Raw genomic sequence first — 12,144 nt, 5'->3', positions numbered from 1 at the left:
GCGCCGCTGTCAGCGCAGCGGCAGCAGTACGTCCGTCACGGCCTCGTGCTCGGGCACATCGGGGTAGAACCGCACGCGCTGGAACAGCAGCGGCGCATCGCGCGGTTCTTCCCCGCTGGCCGGCAGCCATTCGGCATACAGGTAGGCGACGGTCTGGTCCAGCGTGTCGTCCGAACCGGCATGGCGCAGCACCGCGTACCGGCCGCCGGCCAGGGTCTTGCCCACCACCCCGGGCGCGTTCGGCGCCACCGGTGCGGGCGTGGCCGCGCAGATGTCCATGCGGAACGCCTCGGGCGGCGTGTCGTCCGGGTTGTCGTAGACGATGTTGTAGGTGGCGCTCACCGCGGGCGGCAGGCGGTTCGCCCTGCGCCAGGCGATGAAGGCGCGGAGGGTCTCGCCCAGGCGCGCCGGATCGCCGCGATGCTCGATGGCGGCGACGGGCACGTCCTCGCGTTCGATGATCTCGACGGCATGGGGTTGCGGTTGTGCGGGCATGTGTTCGCTCCTGAGGGCGCGCAGCGCCTGTAGATCGGTGGCCCAGGTGCCCCACTGCGGCGCCGCGCGGAACGCCGACGGCGATTGCCCCGACTGTTTGCGGAACGCACGCGCAAAGGCCTCCGGCCCCTCATACCCGCATGCCAGCGCGATGTCGGTGATGCGCGCGGCGTCCCGATAGGCGAGCTGGTGCGCGGCGCGCTTGAGCCGCAACAACTGCACATAGCGTCCGACGTTCACGCCGAACAGCAGCGTGAACTGCCGATGAAAGTGGTACGGCGAGAACGCCGCCACCTCGGCCAGCCGCGCCACGTCCAGCGTCTCGTCCAGATGCGCGTCGATGTGCGCGAGGACGTTGCGCAGGCGGGCGAGGTAGCGGTCGGCGGCGGTGGTCAATGCGAACTCCTGGTTTGCGATACGGTAACGGGGCGGGGTGATGTGCGCCTGATCGGGATTGCTCGATTGTGCTGCCGGGGCACCCCTCTTCAACGGGACGCGATGTGCCCTTTTCCTCTGATAGCATCCCGGAGCCCCATCGGGGCGCCGTCCGCCGGGCTGACCGGTACGCAGACAGCCTGTGCAGACGTATCCGAGTCGACCGTACACAAGAAGAATCAGGGTATGCAAAACAACAACAGCAAGTTTGGGGGCGGAGCTTTCATGCGCCGCATCGTCATGGCAACGGCACTGGCCGGCGCGGCCTTGTTGACGGGTTGCGCAAGCGTCTACGTCGATACGGCCACCAAGGAAGTCCCGGTATCGGAGATGAAGAAGGTTGCCGATCCGAAGCCGGTGCAGCTGGTGTTCGAGTTCCAGACCAAAGGAGGGCCCAACCAGCGGGCCACCACGCTCCTGAAAGACACCGTCGCCAAGGAAGTGATGGATACCGGCATGTTCTCCAAGGTCGCTACCGATCCGACGCCGAACATCGGCATGCTCAGCGTCACGCTGAACAACGTGCCGCTCACGGAGAATGCCGCGGGCAAAGGCTTTGTCACGGGCCTGACCTTTGGCCTGGCCGGCAGTGCTGTCACCGACGGCTACATCTGCACGGTGAGCTATCTGCCGGCAGGGCAAGCCACCCCGATCGTGAAGACGGCACGCCATGCCATCCACACCACGATGGGCAACGCCAACCCGCCGGCCGGCGTGCAGAAGTCGGCATCGATGCTGGATGCCGTCCAGCAGATGACGCGCGACGTGCTGAGCAATGCGTTGAAGGATCTGTCCTATGACCCGGCGTTCAACTGATTCCGGCATGGCGCGCGCAGGGGGGATGGCGTTGCTGGCCGCCGCCTCGCTGCTGGCCGGCTGCGCAGAAATGCCGATGAACCCGCCCAAGCCGACCATCGAGAACGCCGCGAAACTACGTAGCGGCAGCCCCGCCATCGGGCCGGTCGAGGTGGGCAAGTTCACGCTGGACACGGCACAGTCCGCGAGCCTGGACAAGGGGGTCAACATCCGCAGCAACATGGTGCGCTCGCCGGTGGAGGGCTCGTTTGCCCAATACCTGCGCGAGACCTTGCGCGTGGAACTGCAATCGGCAGGCCTTCTTGATGCCAAATCCGATGTGGTGATCACCGGCACGCTGCTCGACAGCACCGTGGAGACTCCGGTCGGGACCGGCAAGGCGGCGCTGGCGGCGCGGTTCGTGGTCACCCGGGCCGGCACGGTGCGCTACGACCATGCGCTGCGCGCGGAGGCGTCGTGGGATTCTCCGTTTATCGGAGTCGCCGCGATTCCGCTGGCAGCGGGGCAGTACGAGGCGCTGTACCGCAAGCTGGTCGGCGCTTTGCTGGACGACGCCGCGTTCCGGGCCGCTGTGGCCACGCCCTAGATACACGCGTTGCGCCAGCAACAAGAAGCCGCCCTTTGGGGCGGTTTTTTGTTGGGCGCGCCGATGTATCGCGCCTGAAACCGTTTCGCTTGCGCGGGCCTGCGCGACCGGGTGTCTGTCGATGCCATGTGCTCACGATGGCCGGCGTCGCGCCGCATGGCGCGTTCATTGCAGGTGACTTCTTCCTGCGCGTTTCGGCGGCGCGCGATGCTACCCCCGACTCCCGCCGATCAGGAGACGCACCATGGCCACTTTTCTCGCCCTGCTGAACTTCACCGACCAGGGCATCCGCAGCGTGAAGGACACCACCAGGCGGGCCGCCGCGGCCCGCGATCTGGCCAAGTCGTTCGGCATCGAAATGAAAGAGATCTACTGGACGCTGGGCCAGTATGACCTCGCGGTGATCTTCGAGGGGCCGGACGATGCCACCATGACGGCGTTCGGACTGGCACTGGGCATGGCCGGCAACGTCCGCTCGGAGACGCTGCGGGCGTTCTCCCTGGACGAGATGAACCAGATCCTCAGCAAGATGCCTTGATGTGCGGATTCGCGCGGCACATAAAAAGAAACCGCCCCGGTGGGCGGTTTCTTCCGTGCGGCGGCGCCGTGCTTACGCGAACGCCTTGACCGGCTCGCCGGCCAGCCCGGCTGCCTCGCGCAGCAGTTGGGCCTTGTCGGTGGCTTCCCAGCTGAACTCCGGCTCTTCGCGGCCGAAGTGGCCGTAGGCGGCGGTCTTGCCGTAGATCGGGCGCAGCAGGTCCAGCATCTGCACGATGCCCTTCGGACGCAGGTCGAAGTGCTCCTGCACGAGCTTGGCGATCTGCTCGTCCGGGATCACGCCGGTGCCTTCGGTGTACACCGTGATGTTGATCGGACGCGCCACGCCGATGGCGTAGCTCACCTGCACCTGGCACTGGCGCGCCAAGCCCGCCGCCACCACGTTCTTGGCCACGTAGCGCGCGGCGTAGGCGGCCGAGCGGTCCACCTTGGACGGGTCCTTGCCCGAGAACGCGCCGCCGCCGTGCGGGGCCGCGCCGCCATAGGTGTCGACGATGATCTTGCGGCCGGTCAGGCCGCAGTCGCCCTGCGGGCCGCCGATGACGAAGCGGCCGGTCGGGTTCACCAGGTACTTGGTCTCGGCCAGCATGTGCGAGGGCAGCACCGGCTTGATGATCTCTTCGATCACGGCCTCGCGGATCTGCTCCTGCGAGATCTCCGGCGCGTGCTGGGTGGACAGCACCACGGTGTCGACGCTGTGCGGCTTGCCGTTCACGTAGCGCACCGTCACCTGCGACTTCGCGTCGGGGCGCAGCCAGGGCAGGCGGCCGTCGCGGCGCAGCTGCGACTGGCGCTCGACCAGGCGGTGCGCGTAGTAGATCGGGAAGGGCATCAGCTCAGGCGTTTCGTCGCAGGCGTAGCCGAACATCAGGCCCTGGTCGCCGGCGCCCTGGTTCAGGTAGTCGTCGGACGCGCGGTCCACGCCCTGGGCGATGTCGGGCGACTGCTTGTCGTAGGCGACCAGCACCGCGCAGCCCTTGTAGTCGATGCCGTAGTCGGTGTTGTCGTAGCCGATGCGCTTGATGGTCTCGCGCGCGACGTGGATGTAGTCGACGTTGGCGGACGTGGTGATCTCGCCGGCCAGCACCACCAGGCCGGTGTTGCACAGCGTTTCCGCGGCGACGCGCGCATATTTGTCCTGGGCGAGGATCGCGTCCAGGATGGCGTCGGAAATCTGGTCGGCGACCTTGTCCGGATGGCCCTCGGAGACCGACTCCGAGGTGAAGAGGAAGTCGTTTGACACGGCTGTTAGCTCCAGATCGGCTATCACGTTGCCAATCCGTTTGTGCCACGGCCGGCGACGCTTTAGCGGTATTTATCAACCTCATCCAGGTTTGTGGCCGGACAAGGATTCGCCCCGCAAGTTGTCAGTTAACTCAGCGAATCGCGCTATTATACGCGGCACTTCGGGGTCTTGCCGGACGGCGATTCGAGGCCCTTTTTTCCCCTGTCTCACGCGACCAACACTCCCGCGCATGCACGCATGACCTTCCTGTTCTGGCTGTTTTCACGCTGGCCCTTGTCGTGGCTGCAGGCGCTGGGCGGCTGGCTGGGAGCCTTGGCGGCACGGGTGCCGGGCCGCTATCACGACCGGCTCGTCGCCAATTTCCGCCACGCCTATCCCGACGTCACGCCCGCCATGCTCAAGGAAGCGGGGCGATCCGCCGGCCGCATGGTGTTCGAGATGCCGTACTTCTGGATGCGCAAGAACGGGACGGACATCACGCCGGACCTGATCGACGACTGCTGGCCGACTTGCGAGCGCCTGCTAGAGAACGGCCGCGGCGTCATTTTCTTGACCCCGCACCTGGGTTGCTTTGAAGTGCTGCCGCAGGCTTACGCGCGGCGCCTGCCGGTCACGTCGATGTTCAAGCCGCCCCACCAGGAAAGCTTGCGCGCCTGGATCGAGCGCATGCGCACGCGGCCGAACATGCAGATGGCGCCCGCCGACTCGCGCGGCGTGCGCATGGTGGTGCGCGCACTCAAGCGAGGCGAGGCTGTGGGCATCCTGCCCGACCAGACGCCCACGGCGGGCGAGGGCGTCTGGGCGCCGTTCTTCGGCAAGCCCGCCTATACGATGACGCTGGTGCACCGCCTGCACCGGCTGACCGGTGCCCCTGTGGCCGTGGTGTTCAGCGAGCGCCTGCCGCGCGGCAAGGGCTATCGTCTACACCTGCGTGTGATCGGTGATTTACCCGAAGACGCGACTGCCGCCGCCACCCGCATCAACGCCGAAATCGAACAGTTGATTGCCCTGGCACCGACGCAATATCTCTGGGGCTATAACCGCTACAAGCGACCGAAGGGCGTGGACGCCCCGCCCGCTGCCTGACGCTGCTGCCGCACTTTATGGAACGTTTCACTGCCAAACTCGGACTCGGCTTCCTGTGGCTGCTGTCCTTCTTCCCGTACGGTTTCGTCGCCCGCTTCGGCGAAGGGCTGGGCGGGCTGCTGTATCGCATCCCCAACGGCCGCCGCCGCGTGGTGCTGGCCAACCTGAAGGCGTGCTTCCCCGAAAAGTCCGACGCCGAGCGCGAGGCCATCGCGCACGAGGTCTTCCGCAAGGTGTTCCGCAGCTTCGCCGAGCGCTCGTTCGCGTGGTTCGCGTCCGAGCAGCGGCTCAAGCGCGTGGTGAAGATCGACGACCAAGCCAACCTGCCCGCACTGCACGGCTCGCCGCACATTCTCGTCACGCTGCACCTGTCGGGCGTGGAGATCGGCGCGCTGGCGCTGACGGACTACCTGCGCGAGCACGTCGGCAACGCCGGCTGCTCGCTCTACACGCGCATGGCCAACCCGGCGCTGGATGCGGCGATCAAGGCGCTGCGCAGCCGCTTCGGCGCGACCATGGTGTCGCGCAACGAGAACATCCGCCAGATCATGCGCACCATCAAGCGCGGCGAGGCGCTGCAGCTGATCTCCGACATGGACTTCGGCGAGCGCGACGCCGAGTTCGTGCCGTTTTTCGGCGTGCAAGCGCTCACGCTCAACGCCATCCCGCGCATGGCCGCGCTGACCGGCGCCAAGGTGGTCCCGATGTACACCGAGATCCTGCCGGACTACCAGGGCTACGTGCTGCGCATCCTGCCGGCCTGGGACGACTATCCGACCGGCGACCTGAGCGCCGATACGCGCCGCATGAACGCCTTCTTCGAAGACGCCATCCGCCCGCGCATCACCGAGTACTACTGGGTGCACAAGCGCTTCAAGCATCGCCCGCCCGGCGAGCCGGGCATCTACTGAGCGGGCCGCTGCGTTCGGCCGGCTCGTTTTAGAATGGGCGCTTTCCGAACGCTGACCGCCGCCCCCGCGCGGCCTGCCATGAAACTGCACTTCACCAAGATGCACGGCGCCGGCAACGACTTCGTCGTGCTCGACGGCATCGCGACCCCGATCGATTTCACCCCCGAACAGTGGCGCGCCATCGCCGACCGCCACTTCGGCGTGGGCGCAGACCAACTGCTGCTGGTGGAGCGCTCCACCCGCCCCGACGTCGATTTCCGCTACCGCATCTTCAACCACGACGGCGGCGAGGTGGAGCAGTGCGGCAACGGCGCGCGCTGCTTCGTCAAGTTCGTTACCGACCGTGGTCTGACCGACAAGCGCACCATCCGCGTCGAAGTGATGAACGGCATCGCCACGCTGACGATGCAGCCCGACGGCCAGGTGACGGTCGACATGGGCGCCCCGGTGTTCGAGGCCGCGCGCCTGCCCTTCGTGCCCGATGCCCTGCCCACCCGCGTGGAAGGCCGCGACACGCAGCACGCCCTGCAGATCAACGGCCGCGCCGCGTGGCTGTCCACCGTGTCGATGGGCAACCCGCACGCGGTGCAGGTGGTCGATGACGCGGAAGCCTTCCCGGTGCTGGAAGACGGCCCGCTGATCGAGTCGCACGCTGTGTTTCCGAGGCGCGTGAATGCCGGCTTCATGGAGATCGCCGACCGCCACGCCATCCGCCTGCGCGTGTACGAGCGCGGCGCCGGCGAGACGCTGGCCTGTGGCACGGGCGCCTGCGCGGCGGCGGTGGCGGGGATCCGGCGCGGCCTGCTGGATTCGCCCGTCAAGGTGACCACGCACGGCGGCGACCTGACCATCGCCTGGGCCGGCGAGGGCGAGCCGGTGATGATGACCGGCCCGGCCACGACCGTGTTCGAAGGCACGCTGGACCTGGACGCACTGAAGCAGACCGCCGCGCACTGAGCGCGGCAGGCCGCGGCGCCGGCCGCTGCGTCAGAACGACAACAAGGAGGCTCGATGGGATCGAACGGCAAGACCCCGTTGGACGATTGGCGGTTCGACGGCAGCGGCAGGTTCAAGATCGCCAAGGCCGACCCCGCGGCCAAGCCCTGCACCACCGGCACCAAGGCCGGCGACATTGCGCGGCTGGCCGAACTGTCCGTCCGGCTGGATACCTTGCAGGACATCCTCTACGCCGAGCACCACCGCAAGCTGCTGGTGGTCCTGCAGGGCATGGACACCTCCGGCAAGGACGGCACCGTGCGCGGCGTGTTCCGGGCCTTCGATCCGCTGGGCCTGCGCGTGGCCGGCTTCAAGGCCCCGACGCCGCAGGAACTGGCGCGCGATTTTCTCTGGCGCGTGCATGCCCAGGTGCCGGCGCGCGGCGAGATCGTCATCTTCAACCGCAGCCACTACGAAGACGTGCTGATCACGCGGGTGCACGGCGACATCGATGCTGCCGAATGCAAGCGCCGCTATGAGCACATCAGGGCCTTCGAGCGGATGCTCGAGGAGACCGGCACGACCATCGTCAAATGCTTTCTGCACCTCTCCAGGGACGAGCAGCGCGCGCGCCTGCAGGAGCGCATCGACGATCCGCACAAGCACTGGAAATTCGATCCCGCCGACATCGAAGAGCGCCGATACTGGGACGACTACATGGTGGCCTACGAAGACGCCATCAACGCCACCGCGACGCCCGAGGCGCCCTGGCATGTCGTGCCGGCGGATTCCAAGTCGCACCGCAACCTGATGGTGGCGGAGATCATGCTGCACGTCCTGGAGCGGATGAAGCCGGAGTATCCGGAGGGGAATCCGGCTTTTGAGGTGGTGAAGATCGAATGATCTTCTTGGGGGGGCTTGGCGTTCGTCCCGGCCCTGGCGGGGGACGAAATCGGGGGAGCCGCCAAGCTCCACCCCCAAAGCAAGCGCCAAAAGCACTCAGCCCAAAACGCAAAACCAATCAAACAACAGCGCTGACGCCGTACTTGTCCCGATACGCCGCCGCCTTGGCACGATAACCCGCCAGCGCCGGATCGCCGGCATGGTCGAGATACCCCAGCAGATCATCCAGGTTGGCAATCGACACCACCGGCATGCCGTATTGCGCCTGCACGTCCTGCACCGCCGAGCGCTCGCCGATGTCGACGGCGTTGCCGCTGCGCTCCATGCGGTCCATCAGGATCAGCACGGCGGCGGGGGTGGCGCCCGCGTTGCGGATCAGCTCCACCGATTCGCGCACCGAGGTGCCGGCGGAGATCACGTCATCGACGATCACCACGCGGCCCTGCAGCTTGGCGCCGACCAGGCTGCCGCCTTCGCCGTGGTCCTTGGCTTCCTTGCGGTTGTAGGCGAAGCCTACGTTGCGGCCCATGCCGGCCAGCGCCACGGCGGTGGCCGAAGCGAGCGTGATGCCCTTGTAGGCGGGGCCGAACAGCATGTCGAACTGCACGCCCGAGTCCAGCAGGGTTTTCGCATAGAATTGCGCGACCTGGCCGAGCAGCGCGCCGTCGCTGAACTTGCCGGCGTTGAAGAAATAGGGCGACGTCCGCCCCGCCTTGGTCACGAATTCCCCGAACGACAGTACGCCGGCTTCCACCGCGAAGCGGATGAAGGATTGGCGCAACTCGCTGTTTTGGCTCATCTTTTTTCTCTGGTCTGCAAAAAGTCCCGCCATGTTACGCATCATTTCCGCCAACCTCAACGGCGTCCGCTCCGCCGCCAGCAAGGGCTTTTTCGAATGGATGGGCAAGCAGGACGCCGACTTCGTCTGCGTGCAGGAACTGAAATGCGCGCAGGACGACATGACCCCGGAATTCCTGGCGCCGCACGGCTACCACGGCGTGTTCCAGCATGCCGTCAAGAAGGGCTATAGCGGCGCGGGCCTGTACGCGCGGCATCAGCCGGACGACGTGATCGTCGGCTTCGACGGCGGCGAGTTCGATGCCGAGGGCCGCTACGTCGAGGCGCGCTACGGCAAGCTGTCGATCATCTCGGTCTACGTGCCGTCCGGCTCCAGCGGCGAGGAGCGCCAGCAGGCCAAGTACCGCTTCATGGACCTGTTCATGCAGCACCTGACCGACCTGCGCCACGAGAAGGGCCGCGAGGTCGTCCTGTGCGGCGACGTCAACATCGTCCACAAGGAAATCGACATCAAGAACTGGAAGGGCAACCAGAAGAACTCCGGCTGCCTGCCCGAGGAGCGCGCATGGCTGACCCGGCTGTTCGACGAGGTCGGCTACGTGGATGTCTTCCGCACGCTGGACCCGCGCCCCGAGCAGTACACCTGGTGGAGCAACCGCGGCCAGGCCTACGCAAAGAACGTCGGGTGGCGCATCGACTACCAGATCGCCACGCCGGGCATCGCCGCCACGGCGCGCAGCACGTCGATCTTCCGGGACATCAAGTTCAGCGACCATGCCCCGCTGACGGTCGACTACGACGCCAAGCTGCACGGGTAAGCAGCACTGCCGCGCGGCTCCGATCCGCCCGGCGGCGATCGGGGCGTTGCTGGCCGTGTGCGTGAAGCTTAACCATGCGGCGCCGGGCGGATGGTAAATTGGCGCGCCAATAACACCATTGCCCGAGGGAGTCCTGATGAAGCCGCAAGTCCAACCGCCGTCGTTCGCATTCGTTGCCGTCTCGTGGACGGCCTTGCTGCTCGGGTTTGCCGCCTACCTGATCGGTGTGTGGAACGCGAACATGCAGCTCAACGAGCGCGGCTATTACTTCACCGTCCTCGTCTACGGGCTGTTCGCGGCGGTGTCGGTGCAGAAGTCCGTGCGCGACCGGGTCGAAGACGTTCCGGTCACCGGCATTTACTACGGCCTGTGCTGGCTGTCCGCGCTGCTGGCGGTGGGGCTGCTGTGCGTCGGCCTCTACAACGCCACGCTGGCCCAGAGCGAGAAGGGCTTCTTCGGCATGGCCTACGCGCTGGCGCTGTTCGGCGCCATTGCTGTCCAGAAGAACACCCGCGACATCACCGCAACCAAGCCGGTGACCCTGGAGGCACGCCTGGCACAGTTGCGCGAGGAGGCGCCCAAGGCGCCGGCGTTGAACCCGGCCGCGGCATCCGAGACGCCGGTGCGCCGCGGCTGATCCGGCACGGGCGGTCGGTCCGCCACATTTTTGCGGCGATGCGGCAATTTCCACCACAGCCGCTACAATGCAAGGCTCACGCGCCGGCACGGGGCCGGCGCGGCGTTTGGCTCCTTTGTTATTAGCGAGATCGCCATGGCATTCAAGGTTTTCGTCGACGGTCAGGAAGGCACCACCGGCCTTCGTCTGCTCGATTATCTGTCGCAGCGCGACGATATCGAGCTCCTGCGTATCGCCGAAGACCGACGCAAGGACCCGGCCGAGCGCGCCAAATTCCTGAACGCCGCCGACGTGGCCTTCCTGTGCCTGCCGGACGTCGCTTCGCGCGAGGCCGTGTCGCTGGTCGACAACCCCAACACCTGCATCATCGACGCCAGCACCGCGTTCCGCACCTCGGACGACTGGGCCTACGGCCTGCCCGAGCTGGCGCCCGGCCAGCGCGAGCGCCTGCGCAACAGCAAGCGCATCGCCGTGCCCGGCTGCCACGCCAGCGCCTTCGTGCTGCTGATGCGCCCGCTGGTGGAGGCCGGCATCGTTCCGGCGGATTACCCCATCACCGCGTTCTCGCTGACCGGCTACAGCGGCGGCGGCAAGAAGATGATCGCCGACTACCTCGCCGCCGATAACCCCAAGCTGCAGAGCCCGCGTCCCTACGCGCTGGCGTTGACGCACAAGCACCTGCCCGAGATGCGCGTGCAGAGCAAGCTGGCCCTGCCGCCGATCTTCACGCCGGTGGTGGGCAACTTCCTGAAGGGTCTGGCCGTGACGATCGGCCTGCATCCGCAGCACCTGGCGCGCAAGGTCAGCCCGGCCGATATCGCCAAGGTCTTCGCCGACTACTACCAGGGCGAGCAGTTCATCCGCGTCGCCCCGGCCGACAACGTCGAGACGCTCGACAACGGCTTCTTCGACGTGCAGGGCGCCAACGACACCAACCGCGCCGACCTGTTCGTGTTCGGCTCGGACGAGCGCATGGTCGTCACCGCCCGCCTGGACAACCTGGGCAAGGGCGCGGCCGGCGCCGCCGTGCAGTGCATGAACGTGCACCTGGGCGTGGACGAGGCGACCAGCCTGCACGTCGAAGCCCCCGTCAAGGCCGAAGGCCCGGCGCACCCGGTGCGCGAGGCCGCGCCGGATTTCGCGACCTGACGCTCGACGCCGCCGCAGCATGTGGAACGCGCCTTCGGGCGCGTTTTTCTTGGGCGGCGCGCGCATCCTGTTATCAGATATCCGTATGACAGAAATATCCAATGATGATTGGATTGATGACTGCCGGGCCCGCATCATTCCAGGCAACGCGATGCCTGGCAGCGCCAGCCGGCCGGCCACCGCGTCCTTCTGTTTCTGCTGGACTGAATGCCAAGGATGCATGCCATGAGCGAGATCGTCTGGCCCGAGCGGTTCCTGCCGGGCACCACCGACAACTATGTTTCCAACGAGACCATCGTGGCCGGCCTGCGCGCGGCCGACGTATGGCCCTGGCTGAACGACACCGCGGCCTGGCCGGCCTGCTACGGCAACGTCTCGGACATCCGCTTCCATGACGGCTCGGGGCCCGGGCTGCGCCATGGTGCCCGTTTCCGCTTCACGACCTTCAGCTTTCCCGTGGAGGCGGAGGTGACCGAGTACGAGCCGCCCGCTGGCGGCAAGCCGGCCCGCATCGCCTGGCACGGCTGGGTCGAGGGCGATGCGCAGGCGCGGCTGGACGTGCACCATGCCTGGCTGTTCGAGGACCTGCCCGGCGGCCGCGTGCGCATCCTCACGCAAGAGACGCAGATCGGCGAACCGGCCCGGGGACTGGCGCGGACGCTGCCCAACCCCATGCTCAATGCCCACCAGGCGTGGGTCGACGGCCTGGCGCGCAGCGCGGTCGAGGGCGTGCGCGCGGCAGCCGGTCGGTAACCTGGTGGCTGGCTGGC

At 66.9% G+C, this 12,144-nt stretch carries 14 protein-coding genes; 11 read left to right on the top strand and 3 right to left on the bottom strand.

Features of this window, described 5'->3' with window-relative positions:
* Positions 1-9 precede the first annotated feature (9 nt).
* Entirely contained in the window at positions 10-891 is an 882-nt protein-coding gene (locus GO999_RS16040; RefSeq protein WP_071091699.1) for an AraC family transcriptional regulator, read from the bottom strand.
* Positions 892-1,155: 264 nt separating this feature from the next.
* Here GO999_RS16040 and GO999_RS16035 point away from each other — a divergent pair, with 264 nt between their 5' ends.
* The 3 genes from GO999_RS16035 to GO999_RS16025 all read left to right on the top strand — a co-directional run bounded on the left by GO999_RS16035 (position 1,156) and on the right by GO999_RS16025 (position 2,870).
* Positions 1,156-1,746 (top strand): hypothetical protein, encoded by a 591-nt coding sequence (locus GO999_RS16035; RefSeq protein ID WP_231137498.1) that lies wholly within the window; start codon positions 1,156-1,158, stop codon positions 1,744-1,746.
* Positions 1,727-2,332 carry a hypothetical protein gene (locus tag GO999_RS16030; protein WP_231137497.1) on the top strand — a complete coding sequence of 202 codons (606 nt, stop codon included), beginning with the start codon at positions 1,727-1,729 and terminating at the stop codon, positions 2,330-2,332. The genes GO999_RS16035 and GO999_RS16030 overlap by 20 nt, the downstream gene beginning before the upstream one ends.
* 244 nt (positions 2,333-2,576) lie before the next feature.
* Complete coding sequence (locus GO999_RS16025; RefSeq protein ID WP_011000100.1) at positions 2,577-2,870, top strand: GYD domain-containing protein; 294 nt, start codon at positions 2,577-2,579, stop codon at positions 2,868-2,870.
* Between the two features lie 72 nt (positions 2,871-2,942).
* Here the strand turns inward: GO999_RS16025 and metK are convergent, their stop codons facing one another.
* Positions 2,943-4,133: a methionine adenosyltransferase gene (metK, locus tag GO999_RS16020; protein WP_011000101.1), complete on the bottom strand. Its 1,191-nt coding sequence runs from the start codon at positions 4,131-4,133 to the stop codon at positions 2,943-2,945.
* A gap of 240 nt (positions 4,134-4,373) precedes the next feature.
* Here metK and GO999_RS16015 point away from each other — a divergent pair, with 240 nt between their 5' ends.
* The 4 genes from GO999_RS16015 (at position 4,374) to GO999_RS16000 (ending at position 7,972) form a co-directional block, all read left to right on the top strand.
* Positions 4,374-5,222 (top strand): lysophospholipid acyltransferase family protein, encoded by an 849-nt coding sequence (locus GO999_RS16015; RefSeq protein WP_016726803.1) that lies wholly within the window; start codon positions 4,374-4,376, stop codon positions 5,220-5,222.
* 17 nt (positions 5,223-5,239) lie between these two features.
* Entirely contained in the window at positions 5,240-6,133 is an 894-nt protein-coding gene (locus tag GO999_RS16010; protein WP_016726804.1) for a lipid A biosynthesis lauroyl acyltransferase, read from the top strand.
* Positions 6,134-6,211: 78 nt separating this feature from the next.
* Positions 6,212-7,090 carry a diaminopimelate epimerase gene (gene dapF, locus GO999_RS16005; protein ID WP_211906391.1) on the top strand — a complete coding sequence of 293 codons (879 nt, stop codon included), beginning with the start codon at positions 6,212-6,214 and terminating at the stop codon, positions 7,088-7,090.
* 54 nt (positions 7,091-7,144) lie between these two features.
* The gene (locus GO999_RS16000) at positions 7,145-7,972 is read left to right on the top strand and encodes a polyphosphate kinase 2 family protein (protein WP_011000105.1); all 828 of its coding nucleotides are present in this window, start codon (positions 7,145-7,147) and stop codon (positions 7,970-7,972) included.
* Between the two features lie 118 nt (positions 7,973-8,090).
* Here GO999_RS16000 and pyrE read toward each other — a convergent pair whose 3' ends face one another.
* A complete protein-coding gene (pyrE, locus tag GO999_RS15995) occupies positions 8,091-8,771 on the bottom strand; it encodes an orotate phosphoribosyltransferase (protein WP_016722549.1) in 681 nt (226 codons plus the stop codon).
* Between the two features lie 31 nt (positions 8,772-8,802).
* Here pyrE and GO999_RS15990 point away from each other — a divergent pair, with 31 nt between their 5' ends.
* From GO999_RS15990 to GO999_RS15975, 4 genes are all read left to right on the top strand, one after another.
* Positions 8,803-9,588, top strand: a complete 786-nt coding sequence (locus GO999_RS15990; protein WP_011000107.1) for an exodeoxyribonuclease III — start codon at positions 8,803-8,805, stop codon at positions 9,586-9,588.
* 136 nt (positions 9,589-9,724) lie between these two features.
* On the top strand, positions 9,725-10,225 hold the full coding sequence (yiaA, locus tag GO999_RS15985; protein ID WP_011000108.1) for an inner membrane protein YiaA: 501 nt from the start codon (positions 9,725-9,727) through the stop codon (positions 10,223-10,225).
* Between the two features lie 135 nt (positions 10,226-10,360).
* Positions 10,361-11,374 (top strand): N-acetyl-gamma-glutamyl-phosphate reductase, encoded by a 1,014-nt coding sequence (argC, locus tag GO999_RS15980; protein ID WP_016722548.1) that lies wholly within the window; start codon positions 10,361-10,363, stop codon positions 11,372-11,374.
* Between the two features lie 225 nt (positions 11,375-11,599).
* Positions 11,600-12,127: an SRPBCC domain-containing protein gene (locus GO999_RS15975; protein ID WP_237180284.1), complete on the top strand. Its 528-nt coding sequence runs from the start codon at positions 11,600-11,602 to the stop codon at positions 12,125-12,127.
* Positions 12,128-12,144 lie beyond the last annotated feature (17 nt).

Origin of the sequence: Ralstonia nicotianae (assembly GCF_018243235.1) — a bacterium.
GTDB lineage: Bacteria > Pseudomonadota > Gammaproteobacteria > Burkholderiales > Burkholderiaceae > Ralstonia > Ralstonia nicotianae.
This window is presented reverse-complemented; position numbering and strand designations above follow the sequence as displayed.